A 20,356-nucleotide genomic window follows, 5' to 3' on the forward strand; every position below is an offset into this window, starting at 1 on the left:
TCAGTTGCCCTCGCTGGTCGCGGCTTTATCGTTTGGCGTCACTTCTACGGCTTTAACGCTCATGCCCGCCTGCACTTTACCGGTACCTTCAACAATCAGTTTGTCGCCGCTGTTGAGACCAGAGGTAATCAGCCACTTATTGCCGATCACCCGATCGGCCACCACTTCACGGCTCTCGACTTTATTCTCTTTATCCACCACCAGCGCGGTGGCATTGCCTTTGGCGTCACGCGTAATACCCTGCTGCGGCGCGAGGATCGCATCGGTTTTAACGCCGTTGGTCACATTGGCGCGCACATACATGCCCGGCAACAGCTCATGTTGCGGGTTAGGGAAAATCGCGCGCAGCGTCACGGTGCCCGTCGCTTCATCTACCGACACTTCCGTCAGTTCCAGCTTGCCCGGATGGTCATAAGCACTGCCATCTTCGAGTTTCACCGTCACCGGCACCGCATCCGTGCTCTGCTGCAAGGAAGCCTGCTGACGTTTCAGTTTGAGCAGCTGAACGCTGGATTGGGTGAGATCGACATAAATAGGATCGAGTGCGCGAATGGTCGCCAGCGCGGTGGTCTGGCTGGCAGTCACCAGCGCACCTGGCGTCACGGAGGAAATGCCAATGCGTCCACTGATTGGGGCTTTGATCTGCGTATAATTAAGATTGATGCGTGCACTTTCAACCGCAGCACGATACTGATCCACAGATGCGACATTTTGCTGGTAAGTGGCTAACGCGTCATCTGCATCCTGACGCGACACACCGTTTTCTTTTACCAGTGCTGCATAGCGCTCCGCTTTGAGTTTGCTGCTTTTCACCAATGCCTGAGCATTCTTTAATTGTGCCAAAGCCTGATCGTAACTGGCCTGATAGCTGGCCGGATCGATTTGATATAGCACCTGACCGGCTTTCACTTCATCCCCTTCGGTAAACAGCCGCTTCAAAATAATCCCTTCAACCTGGGGGCGCACTTCTGAGGTCATACTGCCCGTCACGCGGCCCGCGAGCTGGCTGTCCAGCGCCACTGACTCGCTTTGCAAGGTTTTAACACCCACTTCGGTGGTCGGAGTGGCGGCTTGTTGACTGCTGTTTTGATCGCAGGCGGCGACTAACATCACCAGCCCGGCGATCACACTGCGCTGAAAATTCTTCATGAATTACCCTGTAGTGAACGTTCATTCTCAGCACGCAGTCTAACAAATCATCCTGAGATCGACTGTCAGGAAAATGAAAAGAGAGCGATTGTCGCTAAGCTTAATGTGCGGTGGTGCAGAGGGAGCATAGTGAGAGGGGAAACCCATACAGGTATCATTTGGAAACATGAACAAAATTGAATCAAAGAATGAAAGATTGTCATGTTACAAAACAACAACATATATTAACGGAAATTACTGTGTTATTGATATTTTTCTGATGATATTTGCCTTATGTCGATCAAATAATCTATGCTAATTTCATCGTGACTTTTGGAAAGGCAATTCTCAATAAATAACCCACTGGTAAAGTCACTGCTGACATCTTCCCAAATTAATATCATCACCCGCCGCTATATTCCCTGCCATTGATCCCTAAGCGAAACGTCTATTTCGTCATAATAAAAATTTATTTTTCGCTTCAAATTAAAGTCATATGAAAAATACAGCTTTCAATGACCACCGCGCAAGCCAATAAATATAGGGCCTGCGCTATTTGTCATACTAAAGATGACAATTTTAATTAATGCGTTATGTTTTCGTTAACAAAGCGTTTAGGAAGTTTCTTATCTTCACAGAGTCCAGCAAATAATATAAAAACATCGAAAGATTTGTAAATTCGACAAATAACAAGGCGCTTCTGCTTAGGCAGAATTAATTGCGCCCAAGATTTTTATTGCCAATTTATTTCAGGATGCAAAATAGAGATTTTGCGATCCGTGCGGTAGCTATGCCGAAATAAAAAGAAAGGGTCATTATGGATCGTGTCGTCGTTGCGCATTCTCCTTTAGGTGAATCACTGTTATTCAAGAGCATGACGGGCCATGAAGCGCTGTCCTGCATTTATCAATATGATATTGAATTTCTTTGCAAAGATAACAGCATCTCTCTACCAGACCTGCTGGGTAAACCGATCACGTTAGCGCTGAATCCACGCCCTGGCGTTACCCGCTATTTGAGCGGTATTGTCACTCGGATGGCCTTTCTCGGACATGAAAAACACCGCGAAGAATATTATACCTATCGTGCGGAGGTCAGACCTGAAATATGGTATCTGACTCAAAACCGAGGTTTTCGCATTTGGCAGAAACAAACGGTGAAGCAGATCATCGAAATGGTCCTGAATGACGCAGGCATTATCTTTGAGGACCGACTGACTGGCACCTATCGCGAATGGGAATTCTGCGTGCAGTATCAGGAGACCTCGTTAGATTTCATTCAGCGGTTGATGGAACATGAAGGGATCTATTTTTATTTTGAACACGCGATGGATAAACAAACGCTGATTCTGGTGGATGATCCCTCCGTGCATAAGCCTTTTCCCGGCTACGACAGCATTGAATATCATCAGGCCGCTGCGGGTGGCTATGTGAATGATGAAAGCATCAATATCTGGCAAGCCACTGCCGCCATTTCTCCCAGTCTTTATCAGCACGATGATTACAATTATCTGGAAAGTAATGCTGATCTTTCCGCAAATGGGCAAATCAGCCAGTCGCATGCGGAGAAAACGGCGACCCAGCGTGAATGGCCGGGACACTACCCGCAGCAAGGTGATGGGCAAAATTATGTCACGGTGCGTCAACAGGAGTTTGCGGCGCGCCAACTGGAGTCCGATGGCGTGGGTGATGCCTTTGGACTGGCACCCGGTTATACCTTCGCGTTGACTAAAGCTCCGCGTGCCAGTGATGAAGGCCAATCATTCTTAATTACCGCCGTGGACTATCAGCTGGTAGAGAACAGCTACGCCAGTAACGACGAAGACTTCACACGTCACTGCTTCCAGTTCCGCGTGGTGCCAGCCACGGTTAACTGGCGCCCTGCCCGCACAACCCGCTGGCCACGTACCAGCGGGCCGCAAACCGCCGTGGTCATTAACGCTCCCGATGCCAGCAAAGGCGATAACAGTACGGTAGCCACCGACGAATACGGCCGCGTGCGGGTGAAATTTCTGTGGTTTAAACCGGATAACGAGCAGGATCTTTACTCCTGCTGGTTACGCGTAGCCAGCGGCTGGGCGGGCAGCCAGCAAGGTTATTATCAGATTCCGCGCGTCGGCGAAGAAGTGGTGGTGGACTTTATCAACGGCGATCCACATCTGCCAGTGATCACTGGCCGGGTGTTTAACAACTTGCAAACTCAGCCGGTAGGCGAAAGCCTGTTGACCATCGGCAGCGAGAGCGATGTCGCTGACAGCGACACCATCACGGCAGAAGCCGCCTCATCCTGGTCATGGTCGAAAAGCGGTTTCTGGACACGCTCTGTGGGCAACAGCGATGCCAGCAATGGCAACTTTATCTCGTTCGAAGATTTGTCCGGCGAGGAGTCGCTGGATATTCATGCGCAAAAAGATCTCAACCTCTCGGCAAACAATGCCATCAAAATTTATGCCGCCAAAGAGGGTGACGGCGCACTGAAAATCTGGGCGCCCGGTAAAGTCACCATCCATAGCAATGACACGGTTTCAACCAGCGCACCTACCACCTATCACACCTCGCGTGGCAGCTACTACACAGTCACCGGCGCGAACTTCACCACCACCGGTATCGGCCTGACCATCAATGGCGTCAACGGAACGGTGAATGCGGTGAGCAACGTCGCGGCCACCACCACCGATTTTGCGGTGAAGGGCTTGAGCATGGATTACACCTACATCAAACGCAGCAAAACCCAGGTCGAGTACAAAGCCGACTTGCAGCGCTTCGAGCAGGTGCCGTTTTACACCCTGCGCACCAACATGATGTCGATCATGAGCGGTGCGGTGAGTGAAGGCCTCGGCAATACGCTGCAAGAAAAGATCAAAAAGCTCACCGATGAGCGCGATGCACGTAAAACCATCAAACAAGAAGCCGACGACAAGAAGAAAACCGACTGGGAAAAACAGCGCGAAGAGAAGGTGACGCAGAAGAATAACCCGCAGACGCGTGAGCAGGCTGAACGAGAAAACAACAACGGTGATAACGACAGCGATGCTGACAGCGTTTATTTCGATGCTGAAGGCTGAGGGTATGACTTATGACCACGTTTGCTCATTTCTGACCGGGATGTTTAGCAATGAACATGATTAAACCAAACCACTTGAGCGTGCTCTCACGCCCCTACCGCTGGCAGCAGCAGGATTATCTCGGTGTAGCGGTGATCGCACTGCTGGATATGGCACCCCAGCCTGCACTGCGTGATGAGCAAACGCTGTGGCAGCGCGTTAGCGAGGTGCTGCAATCGCCCGATGGCGTGCTGGATATGGCGATACCCAAACAGTGCGCAGAATTCCTCGCCAGCGGTTATGGCTATGCTGCCGCTGACCAACCTGAGTGTGAAGTGGGGATTCAGGTGGCTGAGTTGCGTAAACAGCTGGCCGTGGGTTCGGGTCAGGTGGCACCGTTGCACGCCCTTTCCATTGATCATCCGATGCGTCAGGCCTTAATGGGCAAAAATTACGATGACCAGTGGCAGCAGCACGATTACCCCGGATTTGCGCGTGATACCGACTGGCGGGTATTCAATCAGGCCCCGGCAGATCAGTGGTGGTCGGAACGCGATAGCCTGCCGCGCGGCGCGGCGTGGCGCATTGAGAACATGCATCCCGATCAGCCGTTGCAACAGGGACAATTACCGCTGTGGCAGGCTCGTGCCTTTGTCACCCGCCAGCGTCAGGATGCGTTGATATTTGAAACACTAGCGATGCGAGCCACCACCCTGCACTTTCTGCCGCATTGCAACGAGCTGATAGTGATTTGGCATGGCCGTTGCGCCATTAACGAAGATGATGCGTTTGATGTGCAGTCACTGATGGTGGCGCTGGAGCGGGATGAAGCACCGCGTGGAGATGAGCACTATCGCCATATCCAGCAGCTGCGCACCACCGATGCCGATGCCGCCCTGCATGCACTCCGCGAAAGCGATTTGATTGATGGGGAGATCCTCGCCAACACCAGTACCCCAGCGATCAATCGCGATCCCGGCCCCCTGGTGCATAACCTTAATCGCTATGAACAGCAGCAGCGCCAGCAGTTTGATCAGCCGGTAGCGGCGAGTGCGCTCAGCGATTTCAAGGTGGAAGCGGATATAGCGGCGCAACTGGCGCGTCAGGAAGCTGAAAGTGAGCAGCAGTATGAGCAGATGATGGCGCGCTATCAGCAGGAGTCGCAGCGCAGCGATGCGACAACGCTGCCGATGCCCGATGGTGCCACGCAGTATCGCCAACAGCGGGATGAGCTGCATGCCAACCGCCATCTGCTTGGGCCCCGTGCGAGCAATATTGCGCGCAGCGAGCAGGCTTTGCTCGACAGTTATCGCCTGACCGCACAGCAGCAAAAATCCGCTATCCGCCTGACGCTCAGCGAGTCAGAGGCACAGCGTCAGTCGCTGATGGCCTGTATGGCCCGCGATAAAGATGCGCGCGGCTGGGATCTCACCGGCGCCGACCTCTCTGGCTTAGATTTGCGCGGCATGGATCTCGAAAATGCCCTGCTGGAAAACGCCGACCTTAGCCATTGCCAGCTGGACGGTGCCGATCTACGCGGCGCGGTACTGGTGCGGAGCGAACTGCATCACAGTAGCCTGACGCACTGCTTACTCGACGGCGCCAATCTGGCGCAGGCGCAATGCTGGCACAGTGATTTCAGCGACAGCAGTCTCGCCAGCGTCGAGCTGGAAGAGACTGAAATTGAGCACTGCTGCTTTGAACGCGCCCTGCTGCGCCAGCTGTTTGTGCAACAGGCAACCATCAAGCACTGCAACCTGCAGCATGCCCTGCTGGATCGCTGCGATCTGCTGGATTTAACCCTTGAAGCGCTCGATTTCAGCCACGCGCAGTTCAGCCAGTGCAACCTGATTCGCTGTGCGTTGCGTGCCGTGCAATTTAACCATGTCACGGCGCAAGGGCTGTCGCTGGTGACCTGCCAGTCACAGGATCTCTGCTTTGACGACGCCAGACTGACCCGCTGCCTGTTTACCGCTAACAGCCAATTGCCGCATGCGCGCTTTCGCCGCACGACGCTGCTGGAGTGCAATCTGCGTGACATCGATCTTCAGGCGGCAAACTTTGATCAAGCTTCGCTGGACAACAGCGATCTGAGCGGTGCCGATTGCCGCCATGCCAGCCTGCGATTGTTACGCACCCGATTAAGCCGCTTTGTGCGTAGCGATCTGCGTCAGGCGCGCTTTAACGGCAGCCTGTTACTGGGGGCTGACCTGCAGAAGAGCCAGCTTGCAGGCTGTGACTTCAGCGACTGCAACCTGTTCCGCGCCGATTTATCGCAAACCCTCACTGATACGCACACGCGCTTCAACGATGCGCTGACCGACAGCATGAAAACGCTGCCGCGTCGCCGCGAACAGCAGGTATAGCCATGACGCCAACTGAGATTCAGCAAACGATCAAGTCGGGCAACATCATTCATGCCGTTGCCCCTGAACAACGCAACTTTGCCGGTATGGACCTCTCTGGCGGCAGTTTCATCGCCGTCGACCTGATGGGCGCTGATTTTCGTGGCTGCAATCTGCACGAAACCCAGTTCAGTGAATGCGCACTCTCTGGCGCGCAGTTTGATGACGCGCAGCTGCGCGGCACTCTGTTCAGCCAGTGCCGCATGGTTGCCACGCAGTTTAGCGGCTGCACGCTGACCGACTGCCTGTTCAATCAGTGTCAGTTAATGGAGAGCGACTTCAGCGAAAGTATTCATATCAACAGCCAGTTCAATAAAGGCGACCTCAGCGACAGCAGTTTTCTGCTCGCGTCGCTGTATCAAAGCGGTTTTATCGAATTACCCGTGCACCAGTGGCTGCTGCGCCATGCCAGCCTGGAGCAATGCACGCTAATGAGTCTTGACCTGCGACGTAGCGATCTGCACAGCGCTGGCTTCGCCCTGTGTACTTTCTACCAATGCGATTTGCGCGGTGGCGATTATCGTCGGCAACGTTTTGCGCGCAGCCAGTTCACTGCCAGCAAGCTGGAAGAAGCCAGTTTCTTCGGTGCTGAACTCACACAATGCAATTTCAGCCAGGTGTCTCTGCGGGCGGCTGATCTGCGTCAGACCCAGGCCAGCCAGGCGTTATTCACCGGCAGCGATTTGCGTGAAGCGCGTTGCTCGGAGGCAAATTTCAATCAGGCAATCTTGATGCAGACACTGCTGGATGAGGCCGATTTCAGCCATAGCCAGCTATCACGTGCGGTGCTGCAGCAGGCCCACGCGCCACGCGCCAATTTTCAGCACAGCCAGTTGCAATACGCCGACCTCTCTTACGCCACGCTGGATCATGCCGATTTCCGTGATGCGCACTTTACTCACACGCGTCTGCATCGTGCCAGCCAGCAGCAAAGTCACTTTTCCAGCCGTAACGGCATTATCGAACAGGACGAAGCGCTGTATGCCGCTGAAAACTGGCGACCGCACACGCGCTTAACACCGCACGAGGACCACCATGAATCACGCTGAAAAAACCGTTGCGATCCCGCTGGATTTACCGCTACAGGCGGAGGGACAGGTGCTGGCGCTTGACACCGATTATGGCGTGCAGGTGCTGATCGACGGGCGTCGCTGGCACTGCCAACGTGCCGCCAGTTGCCTGCTGTCGCCGCAAGTCGATGACCGCGTGCTGGTGAGCCGGGCCGGGGAACAACTGTGGTTGTTAGCCGTATTGGTGCGCGCCCAGCCAGAACAGACCGCTGAGCTGCACTGTGAGGGCAAATTGACCCTAAGCAGCAGCCAATCCTTAAGCCTGCGCAGTCCGCAGTTTCAGCTGGAAGCGGAGCATGGCGACTGCCAGGTCACTGAGATGAGCTACCGCGGCGAAAAGGTTTCCGCCTGGGTCACGCTCAGTCGCGTGTTCGGTAAACGTTGCGAAAGCCTGTGGGAGAGCCTGAGCCAAATCAGCCATCACCTGCTGCGCCGCACCACCCATACCGAGCAGGTGCGCGCCGGACAACTCGACATCAAAACCAGCCAGCTTACCCGTCTGCATGCGCCCACCACGCTGATCAGCAGCGAATCGCTAACGCGTGTCGACGGTAAACAGATTCACATGGGTTAAGAGGAAACAGCATGTTTGCAAATTGTCAGTGTGGTGGCACCGATCAGGCCGTCGCCGATGTGTGTAAAACCCCGGCCCCGGTCACTTTCGTCAACCTGGCGCTCGGCAATACCGCAGTGCCGACCGCCAGCACCGTACTGTTTACCGGGATGCCGGCGCATAACCTCTCCACGATCACGCCAATCACCCAGGGCGATGAAGCGGGCGTGCTGGGCGGTGTGGTTTCAGAAACTTTTATGGGCCTCTCGCGCCATCTGACCGGCTGTAATTCGCTGCTGATCAATGGCATGCCCGCTACCCGCATGGGCAGTGTGACGCAACAGAACGTTGCCAACGCGCCCGGCGTACGCATCACCCCGAGTCAAACCACGGTGGCATTGCTGGCGACATAGCCATGCACATGACGAAACAGCCCGAAAAAACGCGCGATCAACAAACAGTGCTGCTTACGGCGCATAGCGTCACCGCACGCCGCGACCACTGCTACCCCTTTTGAAGACTGATGTTTTTACACAGGACGTTGATAAAAATGACAATACTGCACAGCAAACTGCCCTTTCTCGCTGCCCTTTTTGCCACCGCCATCACGGCCGGCTGCAAAGCGCCGCCTCCCATTGTGACGGCGGACACCCTTGAAACCAGCACCGTCAACGCGGTGCCGCTGGTGCATATGCACATCATCCAACCCCCACAGCAGTTCACACCGGTCAACGCCGCTTATCGCACCCTTTATCCGGCATCACTCATGAACCGTCCCGACTTCAGTGGACTGCGTATGGAGACGCTGGAAGCCGGTGCCACGCTGCAAGTTCTGGGCGAAGTGGAGAACAGCTGGCTGGCCGTTTCGACACAAGATAATGGCCAGCTCAGCGGCTATATCCCTTATCGCGCAGCCGTGACGGCCGATCGCTACAGCGCCACGGTGAAAGCCCAGGCCGCGCGTCCACGTCGGGCTCAGCAGCAGTGTATTGGCGTCGGCGAAGGTGACAAAGCCTGCCGCAAAGGCAGCTCATCAACCTGGATTATTCAGTAATGAGCGCGCGCATCGCAGGATTGTTCGGACTGCTGCTGTTGCTCTCGGGCTGCATGTCATCGTCACGTCAGGTGCCAGCAAACTGGCAGTTGACGCTCAACAGCGACGCTAGCGCCAATGCGGGCGCGCCGCTGAAAGTCCGGGTGTTCGTGCTGCGCTCCGATGCCAATTTCCAGTCAGCTGACTTCTATTCGCTGCAAAACAACGCCTCTGCGGTGCTGGGCGGTGATTTGCTGGATACCCAGCAGCGTTTCCTCACCACGCAGCAGCCGCAACAGGTGCTGAACGGCAATCCGTCGCTGGAGGCGCACTATCTCGGCGTGATGGCTGAATACGCCAATATCAACGGCAAGGCCTGGCGCGTGGTCGTGCCGCTGCCCGCCCCCACTGAAACCAATTTCTACAAGTTCTGGCAGTTCTCGCCCGACGCGCTGCATGGCCGTATCAACGCCACCGCAGCCGGGCTGCATCTCACCGCTCATGACGAATAAACGAACTCAGGAAGGCGCTATGCACACCGCAGACAAGGTGATTTGGAGTGAAGGGATGTTTTTGCGTCCTCACCATTTTCAACAGTCGGAACGCTGGTTAGAGGCGTACAGCCGCAGCTGGGGCAAATTGCAGTGCCCGTGGCACTGGGGTTTTATGACCCTCAGCATCGATCAGGCGCTGCTGCGTCAGGGCAAACTGGCGATTGCCGAGGCCAGTGGCCTGTTACCTGATGGCACGCCGTTTTCCATCACTGGCGCGGATAACGCCCCGCCACCGCTGGCCTTCAGCGAGATTCAGGAGCCGATCGATGTGGTGCTGGCACTCCCGGAGCAGCGTCAGGGACAAACCGAAGTCATCTTCAGCGATGCCAGTGATTCCCTGGCACGCTACCTGAGCCAGGATCGCGAAGTCGACGACCTCAACGCCTCTTCAGTGGGCCGTGCGCCGATGCAGTTTGGCCGCTTGCGCCTGTGTCTGATGCCTGCTGCTGATTTAAATGCGGAATGGACCGCCATCGGCGTGGCACGCGTCAAAAGCAGCGGCAACGATCGCGCTTTGATCCTCGACAGCGACTACATCCCACCGCTGCTCAATGGTCACGTTTCCCCGGCCATTAATGCCTTTCTTAACGATATGCACGGTCTGCTGCAGCAGCGCAGCGAGCAGATGGGTGAGCGTTTGCAACAGGCGGGACGCGGTGGCAACACCGAGATGATCGATTTCATGCTGCTGACGCTCATCAACCGCTACATCGGTCAGGTGGCGCACAGCCGCCGTTTGCCGCAGTTGCATCCGGAACGCCTGTTCAGTGAATGGCTGCAGTTTGCCACCGAACTCGCCAGCTGGTCGCCATCACGCCGCCCCAGCGAACAGCTGCCGGTGTATGACCACGATAATCTCTACCTCAGCTTCAGCCGCCTGATGATTCAGCTGCGCCAAAGTTTGTCACTGGTGATGGAAGAAAACGCACTCCAGCTCACGCTCACCGAACGCTCGCACGGACTCTATGTCGCCACCGTTTCCGACGTCAGTCTGATCCGCGATTACGGTTTTGTGCTGGCGGTGCGCGCCGATTTACCGGGCGAAATGTTGATCACCCACTTCCCGGCACAGATGAAAATTGCCCCTGTGACGCGCATCCGTGACCTGGTGCAACTTCAGCTTCCCGGTATTGGCTTGCGAGTGATGCCAGCCGCACCGCGCCAGATTCCGTGGCACTCCGGTTATGTCTACTTCGAACTGGAGCGCAGTGGCGAGCTTTGGCAACAGATGGCGAAAGCGGAAGCCTTTGCCCTGCATCTGGCCGGTGAGTTTCCCGGCCTCGACCTGCAACTTTGGGCATTGCGCCACGCACGCAGCTAAGCACGGAGAGAAGCGACCATGATGCAGCCGCAGTCACTTAATGGCGAACTGGAAGCCAGCACGCAGCATGAAAATCCGCTGGTGGCGATTGCCAATCCCTTGATCAACGCCATTGCCCAGCTACGCCATTCGGTCTCCCACGACAATCCGGCGGGCCTGCGCCAACAGTTAATCGATTTGGTGCGGCGCTTTGAAGTGGCCTGCCAGCAGGCACAACTGCCGTATGAAACCATTGTTGGGGCGCGTTACTGCCTTTGCACTTCACTGGACGAGGCAGCAGCACTGACGCCGTGGGGCAGCCGCGATGTCTGGCCGCGCAGCGGATTGCTGGTGACCTTCCATAACGAAACCTGGGGCGGCGAGAAGTTCTTTCAGCTGTTGGCGCGCCTGTCACAGCATCCGCAGCAAAACATCCTGCTGCTGGAGCTAATGAACGCCTGCCTGCTGCTGGGCTTTGAAGGGCGTTACCGCATCATGGAAAACGGCCGCACGCAGCTGGAAACCCTGAAGTTGCGTCTGCTGCAGTTGATTCGCTCGGTGCGCGGCCCCTACCCGCCGCCGCTTTCGCCACAGCCGCTGGATGAACCGGTATTGCAGAAATTATGGAAGCCGCTGATTCCGCTATGGAGCTTTGCTGCGCTGCTGGCGCTGCTGGGATGCGCGGTCTACATCACGCTGAACTGGCGCCTCAATCATTTTACCGCACCCGTGCTCTCGGCTATTTATCAAACCGACCTGCCGAAAGTCGATATCGCCCGCCCTGCGGCTCCCGCTGCACCGGCACTCGATTTACGTCATTTCCTTGCGCCGGAGATCGCTGAAGGACTGGTCACGGTCAACGATGAAGCCACCCGCAGCGTGGTGCTGCTGCGCGGCGACGGTCTGTTTGACTCTGCGGCCACCACTATCCGCGATCGCTACCGCCCGGTGATCCGCCGCATTGCACAGGCGATGGACAACGTTAACGGTCAGATTCGCGTCAGTGGTTACACCGATAACGTCCCGATCCGCAGCGCGCGCTTTAACTCTAACTACGCGCTGTCACTGGCGCGCGCTCAGTCGGTGCAGGAGATGCTGGCCCAGGACCTGCGTCAGCCACAGCGCATCATCGTTGAGGGACGCGGTGAGAGCAATCCGCTGGCAGCGAATGATTCTGCCGCCAATCGTGCGCGCAACCGCCGTGTTGAAATCACGCTGCTGGTCGCGCCGAAACAGACTGAATCTGAACTCAACAGCGTGCATTAAAAGGAATAGCCATGATTCGCACTGTCTTTTCCATCGCCACCAGCCGTCTGATGTGGAGCGGCCTGGGCATTACAGCACTCTGTTTGCTGATCTGGACCGTGGGTCCACTGGTGGCGATTGGGGATTATCGTCCGCTGGAGTCGGCGCTGTATCGTTACATCGCCATCGCCGTGCTTTACGCACTGTGGATTAGCTACCGCGTCGTCCCTCGTTTGTGGCGTCGCTGGCAGAACCGTCGCCTGGTGCAAAAAATGGCACCGGCGCCAACGGCAACTGACGAGCACGATGAGATGTCAGCCGAACACCCACTGGCCGAGCGATTCAGTGAGGCAACGCAACTGCTGCGTCAGGCGCGTTTCAACCGTCCGGAGAGCCGCCGCTGGCCGCGCTGGATGCAGAAGCTCAATCGCCAGTATCTCTATCAATTGCCGTGGTACATGCTGATTGGCGCACCGGGTGCCGGTAAAACCACCGCGCTGGTCAACTCGGGTCTGCACTTCCCGCTGGCCGCGCAGTTTGGCAAAACCGCACTTCGAGGCGTAGCCGGAACGCGTCACTGTGACTGGTGGTTCACTGACGAAGCGATTCTGCTGGACACCGCTGGCCGCTACACCACCCAAGAGAGCGACCGTCAGCAGGATGCGCAAGAGTGGCGCAGCTTTATGGGATTGCTGAAAAAGTATCGCCCACGCCAGCCGGTGAATGGCGCGATCATCACCATCAGCGTCGGCGATTTACTTAGCGAGTCCGAAGAAGCGCGCCATCAGCAGGCCAGCGCCCTGCGCAAACGCCTGCTGGAATTACGCGATCAGCTGGCGATCCCCTTCCCGGTTTACGTATTGGTCACCAAATCTGATCTGCTCAAAGGGTTTACCGCCAGTTTCGGGGCGATGAACAAGGCTCAGCGCGATCAGATTTGGGGCTTTACCTGGCCGTGGAGCGATCAGCAACTGGCCGTCGGGAGCGAATTCGAGCCACAGTTTGACCGCCTGCATCAGCGTCTGGATGCCGGTCTGGCAGATCTGATGATCCACGAACATGACAGCGTGAAACGCGCCGAAATGTACCTGTTCCCACAAGAGTTTCTCGCTCTGAAACCCTTGTTGAAACACTACCTCGACGTGGTGTTTGCCACCTCCGGCTATGATGCAAAGCTGATTCCGCGCGGCGTCTACTTCACCAGCGGCACCCAGGAGGGCCTGCCGTTTGACCGCGTGATGGGCCAGATGAGCCGCGCGCTGGGCTTGCCCGCGCTGCGAGCCGCCAACAACGAACCGGCGCAACCCGGCCACGGCCAGAGTTTCTTCCTGCATCAAATGCTGACTGAAGTGGTGTTCAAAGAAGCCGGTCTGGCGGGCATCAATCGCTGGTGGGCGGTGCGAAATCACCTGGTGCATCTGATCACCTACGGCGTGCTGGCACTGCTGCTGTTGCTGGCGCTGATCGCCTGGTTTACCAGCTATCACCACAACAAAGGTTATCTGGCTGACGTGCAGCAGCGTGTCCCAGACATTGAGAAGCAGAGCAAGGCGCTGTCCCCGCTCAACGGCGAAAACATCTTCTCGCAGTTGCCGTTCCTTAATAGCCTGGCGGGTCTGCCCAACAGCGACAAGCTCACTGATTTGCAACAGCCACCGCTTAGCTGGCGTGCTGGTTTGTATCGCGGTGAAGAGGTCTCTACCGCGTCGGATTCGCTCTATCAGCGTGCGCTGGAACAGATGCTGCTGCCGGTGATTGCCCGCAACATCACCGACTGGCTGCGCAGCGACAACGGCAGTGACGTCGATTACAGCTATGAAGCGCTGAAAGCCTATCAGATGCTGTATCTGCCGCAGCATTACGACGGCAAGTTCCTTCATGCCTGGGTGATGCTCAACGTGCAGCGCACCCAGGGTGCCAACGCGCCCCAGGCCCAGCTGAAAGCGCTGGATTATCACCTCGGCCAACTGCTCGATGACAAGATCAACGCTTCACCGTTTGAGCGCGATGAGCCCCTGGTGGTGCGTCAGATCGAGATGATCAGCCGTTCCCCACTCTCCACGCGGGTTTACGGTCGCCTCAAACGTCTGCTGATGCCGCGTGTTAATCCGGGCGTCAGCGTGATCAACCTGAGTGGTGCGCAGACCGAGCTGGTGTTCAGCCGCAAAAGCGGACAACCGCTGACCGAAGCGATTCCCGGCTTCTTCACCCCTGCCGGTTACTGGGGACCGTTCAACAGCAACATCAAAAACGTGGCCGCCAGTTTGTTACAGGAAGATCGCTGGGTACTGACCCGCCGTGAAAGTGCTGATGAGCAAAACACCCTCGAAGAGACAGTGCGCCGACTTTATCTCGACGACTATATGCGTCAGTGGGATGCGCTGCTGCAGGATATTCAGCTACAGCCAATCAATAACCTCGGCGAACGCATCAATACCGCGCGCCTGCTGTCGGGACGGACTTCCCCCCTGCGCCAGCTGATCATTAACCTCAGCCGCAACCTGACGTTGACGCCACCGGAAGATGAAAAAGAGAAACAGGATAAGCCGTCGCTGCTGGAACGCAGCACTCACTATGTGAATAACAACGCCACCGCCACGCTGCAGGCGCTGTTCCGCGCGCGTAAAGCGGCGCAGAGCGGCAACATTGAAGCGCCGGAACAGCGGGTCATGGCGCACTACGCCAGCATTATTGAACAGGCGCAGGTGAGCGACCCGAAAGAGAGCAGTATCCCGTTTGATGCGCAGTTGAAAGATATCGACGACCTGTATAGCTATCTCACTGCGGTGCAGGATGCCAGCAACAGCGGCATGTCGCCTCCGGACAGCAGCATCATTTCACGGATGCAGGCCGATGCCGGACGTCAGCCAGAACCGTTCCGCACGCTGCTGCTGGAGCTGGCGGTCGGTGCCAGCAGCGACACGCAAAAGCGCACCATGAGCAATATGCAGAAGCGGGCGGGCGTGGAAGTCGGCAGCTTTTGCCGCAGCGCGATCGCCGGACGCTATCCGTTTAATCATAGCTCCGGCACCGATGTCACCCCCGACGATCTGGCACGGATGTTCGCGCCGGGAACCGGGCTAATGGACAGCTTCTTCCGCGACAATCTCGCCAGCAAGGTGGACACCACCCACAGCAACTGGCGCTACGCGCCCGGCGTCGATGGAAAAACGTTACCCGGTGGCACCACGCTGCTGCGCCCCTTCCAGCAGGCGCAGGCGATTCGTGAAGCCCTGTTTGCCAATGGGTCAAGCACGCCCTCCTATCGCCTGACCATTACACCCATCAGCATGGACAACAGCATTCTCAATCTGACGCTGGATGTTGACGGCCAAATCATCCGTTACAGCCACGGCCCGCAAACCCCTCAGGTGGTGAACTGGCCAGGCAACGGTAATACCCAACAAGTGCGAATGCAGATTGGTCTGACCGACGGCACCACCAATACTCTTAACACCAGCGGCCCCTGGGCGCTTAATCGCCTGTTCGACAAAGCCAGCCTGCATCCGGGCAGCAGCCAGAGTCAGCAGGCCACCTTCTCGCTCGGCGGTCATCAGATAGTGCTGGCGTATACCCCTAACAGCGTGCGCAACCCGCTGCAACTGCCAGGGTTTAGCTGCCCATGATGACCGTAAACGACGCTTCTTTTGGCTGGTACGGCAAATTACCCGGCAGCGGAGACTTTATGCGCCGCCGCCTGCCAACGCGGCTGGTTAACAGCTGGGCACAATGGTTTCAAAGCAGTCTGCCACGTCTGGCGCAGCAGCCAGCAACCGGACGCGCGCCGGTGTGGAATTTCATTGTCCCTGCCACGCTCGGTGTCCCCATGATTCAGATGGGCTGCTTGTTGCCCACCCGTGATCGCGTCGGTCGCCAGTACCCGCTTTGCGCCATGCAACTGTTTACCCCGGAACACTGGCACAACCTGCAGCTACACACGGCGGGAGCCTGGTATTACCAATTGGGTAAAACCCTGACGCTGGCAGTGCAAAATCGCTACAGCGGCGATCAGCTGGATGCCGCCCTCAATGCCCTGCCGCCGCAACTGGCGCGGCCGCCGCAGTCAGATGTGTTTGATGTGATTGGCTATCAGGACACGCCCTGCACTCTCAACTGGCCGCAGGTGGTGCACTACTTCGATCCGGCGCAATACAGCAGCTTTTGGTGGAGTAATCAGAGCGACGGCAGTGCGTTTTATAGCCATTCACACAGCGGCAATTTTACTACCCAACTTTTTCTGCGCCTGTTCAATCCACCCCACGCCAGCCGCGGTGAACCGCCGCTGTTTGGCCAGTTTTAACGGTGAATAAAATGAATGTCGATGCCCTTCTTGAACCGCTGCGTGACGATGCCCCCTGTGGCGATGACCTGGAATATGACGCGGCCTTTATGGCGCTGGAACAGGCGCGCAGCGGCAAAGCCGAGCAGCAGTTTGGCAACACTATCATCCCTGCTGAGCCGCCCGACTGGCAGCAGGTGGCACAGCAGGCAGAACAGTTACTGACCCGCACCCGCGATATCCGTTTGTTGCTGATCCTCAGTGAAGCCTGGACGCACACCAAAGGCCTGAGCGGATGTGCCGCAGGACTCACGCTGCTGAGTGAAGCGCTGACTCGCTACTGGCCGACGCTGCATCCGGCGCTGGAGTTTGATGGCGAGCCGGATCTGCTGATGCGCGTCAGTGCCCTGGCTGCGCTCGGGCCGCAGTCGGGTTTCAGCCGTGCGCTGCGCAACTGTTGGTTGATTAAAAGCAGCACCGGCGAGATCACCCTGCGTGATGCCATTGCCCTGCTGGACGGCAGCAAAGCCGAAGTCAGCGATTTTCCTGGCGGCGTGCCGCGCCTGCGTGAGTCATTACAGCAACCTGATCACGCCAGCGCTGCCGCTATTCGCTCCCTGGCGCAGCACTTCACCACATTGCGCCTCTGTCTAGAGCAGCATCTGGACACCGCCGATATGCCCGACCTGGCCGCCACAGAGAAGGCGCTGGCGCTGCTAATGCCATTATTGCCGACTCAAGCAGCATCGCCAGTGGAGGAGAACACGACGCCTGACACCGTGCAGGCAGTACCCGAGCATTCCACCCAATCGGCGCCCCTGTCCGCCGCGCTGAACTGGCAACAGGTGCCACTCAACTCCCGCGCGGATGCGGAACTGATGCTGGAAAAAGTGCGCCTCTACTTTCAGCAGCACGAACCGAGCCATCCGGCACCGATCATGCTGGAGCGCGTGCAGCGCCTGATTCAGCTCGATTTCCTCGACATTATTCGTGACCTGGCGCCCGACGCCGTCACCCAACTGCAGGGCCTGTTTGGCCGTGCGGGCGAATAAAACGCCTGATGTCAGGCACATAACTCATGGAGAACACTATGGCTAACTTCCCCACCATTAAACGCGCCCGCAGTGGACAGAAGTTCATCTCGCGCAACCGTGCGCCACGCGTGCAGATTGAGTATGACGTGGAGATCTACGGCTCAGACCGCAAGGTTCAGCTGCCTTTCGTGATGGGCGTGATGGCTGATTTAGTGGGGCAACCCGTCGAAGATCAGCCCGAGATCGCCGAGCGTAAGTTCCTTGAAGTGGATATCGATAACTTCGATGAGCGCATGAAAGCGTTGAAGCCCCATCTGGCGTATCACGTTGATAACACCCTGACCGGCGAAGGCAAAGTCGGTGTGGATCTGACCTTCAACAGCATGGACGACTTCCTGCCCGATGCCATTGTGCGCCGTGTTGAGCCGCTCAATGAGCTGCTGGAAGCGCGTACGCAACTCTCCAACCTGCTCTCTTACATGGATGGCAAAAACGGTGCTGAAGCGCTGATCGCCGAAGTGCTGCAAAACCCGACCTTAATGAAATCGTTGGCCACCGCGCCAAAGCCAGCCACCGCCTCAAATCAAGACAGCGAAACGGAGAAACACGATGAGTAATACCGCATCCCAAAGTGCACGCCTGCAAACGGAAACCGTCACGCAGAGCGACTTCAGTGCGCTGTTAAACAAAGAGTTTCGCCCGAATAACGACCAGGCGCGTGATGCCATCTCGCAGGCAGTGCAAACCCTGGCTGAACAGGCGTTAGAAAATAGCCTGCCGGTGTCCGACGACGCCTACCGCACGATTCAGGCACTGATCGCTGAGATCGACGCCAAATTGTCGCAGCAGGTCAACGCCATTATGCACCACGAGAGTTTTCAGCAGCTCGAAGGCGCCTGGCGCGGCCTGCACTATCTGGTGAACAACACCGAAACCGACGAGATGCTGAAAATCCGCGTGATGAGCATCAGCAAACGTGAGTTGAGCCGCACGCTGAAACGCTACAAAGGCGTGGGCTGGGATCAGAGCCCGCTGTTCAAGAAAATCTACGAAGAAGAGTACGGTCAGTTTGGTGGCGAGCCGTATGGCTGTCTGGTGGGCGATTACTATTTCGACCACAGTCCACCAGATGTTGAACTGCTGGGCGAACTTGCAAAAATTGGCGCCGCCGCGCACTGTCCGGTGATCACCGGTGCGGCACCGAGTGCATTGCAAATGGAGTCGTGGCAAGAGCTGGCGAACCCACGTGATATCACCAAAATCTTCTCCAACACCGAATACGCTGCCTGGCGCACGCTGCGTGAAAGTGAAGATACCCGCTATCTCGGCCTGGTGATGCCGCGCTTCCTGGCCCGTTTGCCGTACGGCGTGCGCACCAATCCAGTGGATAGCTTCGACTTTACTGAAGACACCGAAGGCGCCACCCACAAGAACTACACCTGGGCCAACGCGGCTTACGCAATGGCGGCCAATATTAACCGCTCATTCAAACAGTTTGGCTGGAGCACCTCGATTCGCGGCGTCGAGTCAGGTGGTTCGGTGGAGAACCTGCCGTGCCACGTGTTCCCGACCGATGACGGCGGCGTGGACATGAAGTGCCCGACCGAAATCGCCATCAGCGATCGTCGTGAAGCGGAACTGGCGAAGAACGGTTTCATTCCGCTGGTGCATCGCAAGAACTCCGATTTTGCCGCCTTTATCGGCGCGCAATCACTGCAAAAGCCCGAAGATTATTACGATGCCGATGCCGCCGCCAATGCGCAACTGGCGGCGCGCCTGCCGTATCTGTTCGCCTGCTGCCGCTTCGCCCATTACCTGAAGTGCATCGTGCGCGACAAGATCGGTTCCTTCCAGGAGCGTGCCGACATGGAGCGCTGGCTCAACTCGTGGATTATCCGCTACGTCGATGGCGATCCGGTTAACTCCACACAGGAAACCAAAGCCCGTAAGCCACTGGCCGATGCCCGCGTCACCGTGGAAGAGCAGGAGGACAATCCGGGCTACTACGCTGCCAAGTTCTTCCTGCGTCCGCATTACCAACTTGAAGGCCTGACGGTATCACTACGTCTGGTTTCTAAATTACCTTCGCTGAAACAACAGCAAGGGTAAAACCCTCTGGGCGCACGTTCCCGCCCATTTTTTGCTTGTTCATTACTAAAGGAGTTCGACCCGCATGACCATCGCAATGTATCTGAAGCCAGAAGGCGTTGAAGGTGAATCTAAAGATTCGGCGCACACCGGCTGGATCGACATTCTCTCTTTCAACTGGGGTGCCAACCAGCCAAACAACATGAGCGTGGGCGGCGGCGGCGGTGCAGGTAAAGTGAATTATCAGGATCTGCACGTGCATGCCCGTATCGACAAAGCCACGCCAACGCTGATGCTGTATTGCTCCAACGGTAAGCATATCCCTACCCTGGAGTTCCATGTCACCAAAGCCGGTGGCTCACAGATCATCTACAACAAAATCAACCTGACCGAAGTGCTGGTCACCAGCGTGCAGTTCACCGGTTCACGTGATGACGACACCGTGGGCATCGAGTACTCGTTCCAGGCTGCGCAGGTGGAAGAGATCTACACCCAGCAGTCCGAAGACGGTGCCGCCGGTGCCGATACCACCTTCGGCTGGAACATCAAAACCAACACCGCGTCTTAATCGTTTCAAGCTATTTGCACGGGCGTCCCGAACGGGGCGCCCACGCAGACAATTTT

The 20,356-nt window shown here is 56.9% G+C and carries 16 protein-coding genes; 15 read left to right on the forward strand and 1 reads right to left on the reverse strand.

Going from position 1 to position 20,356, the window contains the following annotated elements:
* The gene (locus F3J37_RS00450) at window positions 1–1,149 is read right to left on the reverse strand and encodes an efflux RND transporter periplasmic adaptor subunit (RefSeq protein ID WP_166931144.1); all 1,149 of its coding nucleotides are present in this window, start codon (window positions 1,147–1,149) and stop codon (window positions 1–3) included.
* Between the two features lie 796 nt (window positions 1,150–1,945).
* Between F3J37_RS00450 and F3J37_RS00455 the strand changes: the two genes are divergently transcribed.
* From F3J37_RS00455 to F3J37_RS00525, 15 genes are all read left to right on the forward strand, one after another.
* A complete protein-coding gene (locus F3J37_RS00455; protein WP_166931147.1) occupies window positions 1,946–4,192 on the forward strand; it encodes a type VI secretion system Vgr family protein in 2,247 nt (748 codons plus the stop codon).
* Between the two features lie 50 nt (window positions 4,193–4,242).
* Window positions 4,243–6,537, forward strand: coding sequence for a DUF2169 family type VI secretion system accessory protein (locus F3J37_RS00460; protein WP_166931150.1), 2,295 nt, complete (start codon window positions 4,243–4,245; stop codon window positions 6,535–6,537).
* 2 nt (window positions 6,538–6,539) lie between these two features.
* Window positions 6,540–7,625, forward strand: a complete 1,086-nt coding sequence (locus tag F3J37_RS00465; protein WP_166931153.1) for a pentapeptide repeat-containing protein — start codon at window positions 6,540–6,542, stop codon at window positions 7,623–7,625.
* Window positions 7,612–8,220, forward strand: a complete 609-nt coding sequence (locus F3J37_RS00470; RefSeq protein ID WP_034823608.1) for a DUF3540 domain-containing protein — start codon at window positions 7,612–7,614, stop codon at window positions 8,218–8,220. Before F3J37_RS00465 ends, F3J37_RS00470 begins: the two co-directional genes overlap by 14 nt.
* An 11-nt stretch (window positions 8,221–8,231) precedes the next feature.
* Complete coding sequence (locus F3J37_RS00475) at window positions 8,232–8,612, forward strand: DUF4150 domain-containing protein (protein ID WP_034823609.1); 381 nt, start codon at window positions 8,232–8,234, stop codon at window positions 8,610–8,612.
* Between the two features lie 137 nt (window positions 8,613–8,749).
* Complete coding sequence (locus F3J37_RS00480) at window positions 8,750–9,253, forward strand: SH3 domain-containing protein (RefSeq protein WP_370662119.1); 504 nt, start codon at window positions 8,750–8,752, stop codon at window positions 9,251–9,253.
* Window positions 9,253–9,744: a type VI secretion system lipoprotein TssJ gene (gene tssJ, locus F3J37_RS00485; RefSeq protein WP_166931156.1), complete on the forward strand. Its 492-nt coding sequence runs from the start codon at window positions 9,253–9,255 to the stop codon at window positions 9,742–9,744. Before F3J37_RS00480 ends, tssJ begins: the two co-directional genes overlap by 1 nt.
* Window positions 9,745–9,763: 19 nt before the next feature.
* A complete protein-coding gene (tssK, locus tag F3J37_RS00490; protein WP_166931159.1) occupies window positions 9,764–11,107 on the forward strand; it encodes a type VI secretion system baseplate subunit TssK in 1,344 nt (447 codons plus the stop codon).
* A gap of 21 nt (window positions 11,108–11,128) precedes the next feature.
* Window positions 11,129–12,352 (forward strand): DotU family type VI secretion system protein, encoded by a 1,224-nt coding sequence (locus tag F3J37_RS00495; protein ID WP_166932000.1) that lies wholly within the window; start codon window positions 11,129–11,131, stop codon window positions 12,350–12,352.
* Window positions 12,353–12,363: 11 nt separating this feature from the next.
* On the forward strand, window positions 12,364–15,957 hold the full coding sequence (gene tssM / locus F3J37_RS00500; protein ID WP_166931162.1) for a type VI secretion system membrane subunit TssM: 3,594 nt from the start codon (window positions 12,364–12,366) through the stop codon (window positions 15,955–15,957).
* Complete coding sequence (gene tagF, locus F3J37_RS00505) at window positions 15,954–16,631, forward strand: type VI secretion system-associated protein TagF (protein WP_166931165.1); 678 nt, start codon at window positions 15,954–15,956, stop codon at window positions 16,629–16,631. Before tssM ends, tagF begins: the two co-directional genes overlap by 4 nt.
* An 11-nt stretch (window positions 16,632–16,642) precedes the next feature.
* Entirely contained in the window at window positions 16,643–17,662 is a 1,020-nt protein-coding gene (gene tssA / locus F3J37_RS00510) for a type VI secretion system protein TssA (RefSeq protein WP_166931168.1), read from the forward strand.
* A 26-nt stretch (window positions 17,663–17,688) separates the two neighbouring features.
* Window positions 17,689–18,261, forward strand: coding sequence for a type VI secretion system contractile sheath small subunit (gene tssB, locus F3J37_RS00515; protein WP_370662120.1), 573 nt, complete (start codon window positions 17,689–17,691; stop codon window positions 18,259–18,261).
* Window positions 18,254–19,753 carry a type VI secretion system contractile sheath large subunit gene (gene tssC / locus F3J37_RS00520; protein WP_034823616.1) on the forward strand — a complete coding sequence of 500 codons (1,500 nt, stop codon included), beginning with the start codon at window positions 18,254–18,256 and terminating at the stop codon, window positions 19,751–19,753. The genes tssB and tssC overlap by 8 nt, the downstream gene beginning before the upstream one ends.
* A gap of 64 nt (window positions 19,754–19,817) precedes the next feature.
* A complete protein-coding gene (locus tag F3J37_RS00525; protein WP_034823617.1) occupies window positions 19,818–20,300 on the forward strand; it encodes an Hcp family type VI secretion system effector in 483 nt (160 codons plus the stop codon).
* Window positions 20,301–20,356 lie beyond the last annotated feature (56 nt).

Source organism: Candidatus Pantoea communis (genome assembly GCF_011752685.1).
GTDB classification, from domain to species: Bacteria; Pseudomonadota; Gammaproteobacteria; order Enterobacterales; family Enterobacteriaceae; genus Pantoea; species Pantoea communis.

Bases quoted from the DNA above. Each gene is read 5' to 3' on its own strand.
- F3J37_RS00450 (WP_166931144.1), bottom strand. From the start codon at position 1,149: ATGAAGAATTTTCAGCGCAGTGTGATCGCCGGGCTGGTGATGTTAGTC.
- F3J37_RS00455 (WP_166931147.1), top strand. From the start codon at position 1,946: ATGGATCGTGTCGTCGTTGCGCATTCTCCTTTAGGTGAATCACTGTTA.
- F3J37_RS00460 (WP_166931150.1), top strand. From the start codon at position 4,243: ATGAACATGATTAAACCAAACCACTTGAGCGTGCTCTCACGCCCCTAC.
- F3J37_RS00465 (WP_166931153.1), top strand. From the start codon at position 6,540: ATGACGCCAACTGAGATTCAGCAAACGATCAAGTCGGGCAACATCATT.
- F3J37_RS00470 (WP_034823608.1), top strand. From the start codon at position 7,612: ATGAATCACGCTGAAAAAACCGTTGCGATCCCGCTGGATTTACCGCTA.
- F3J37_RS00475 (WP_034823609.1), top strand. From the start codon at position 8,232: ATGTTTGCAAATTGTCAGTGTGGTGGCACCGATCAGGCCGTCGCCGAT.
- F3J37_RS00480 (WP_370662119.1), top strand. From the start codon at position 8,750: ATGACAATACTGCACAGCAAACTGCCCTTTCTCGCTGCCCTTTTTGCC.
- tssJ (WP_166931156.1), top strand. From the start codon at position 9,253: ATGAGCGCGCGCATCGCAGGATTGTTCGGACTGCTGCTGTTGCTCTCG.
- tssK (WP_166931159.1), top strand. From the start codon at position 9,764: ATGCACACCGCAGACAAGGTGATTTGGAGTGAAGGGATGTTTTTGCGT.
- F3J37_RS00495 (WP_166932000.1), top strand. From the start codon at position 11,129: ATGCAGCCGCAGTCACTTAATGGCGAACTGGAAGCCAGCACGCAGCAT.
- tssM (WP_166931162.1), top strand. From the start codon at position 12,364: ATGATTCGCACTGTCTTTTCCATCGCCACCAGCCGTCTGATGTGGAGC.
- tagF (WP_166931165.1), top strand. From the start codon at position 15,954: ATGATGACCGTAAACGACGCTTCTTTTGGCTGGTACGGCAAATTACCC.
- tssA (WP_166931168.1), top strand. From the start codon at position 16,643: ATGAATGTCGATGCCCTTCTTGAACCGCTGCGTGACGATGCCCCCTGT.
- tssB (WP_370662120.1), top strand. From the start codon at position 17,689: ATGGAGAACACTATGGCTAACTTCCCCACCATTAAACGCGCCCGCAGT.
- tssC (WP_034823616.1), top strand. From the start codon at position 18,254: ATGAGTAATACCGCATCCCAAAGTGCACGCCTGCAAACGGAAACCGTC.
- F3J37_RS00525 (WP_034823617.1), top strand. From the start codon at position 19,818: ATGACCATCGCAATGTATCTGAAGCCAGAAGGCGTTGAAGGTGAATCT.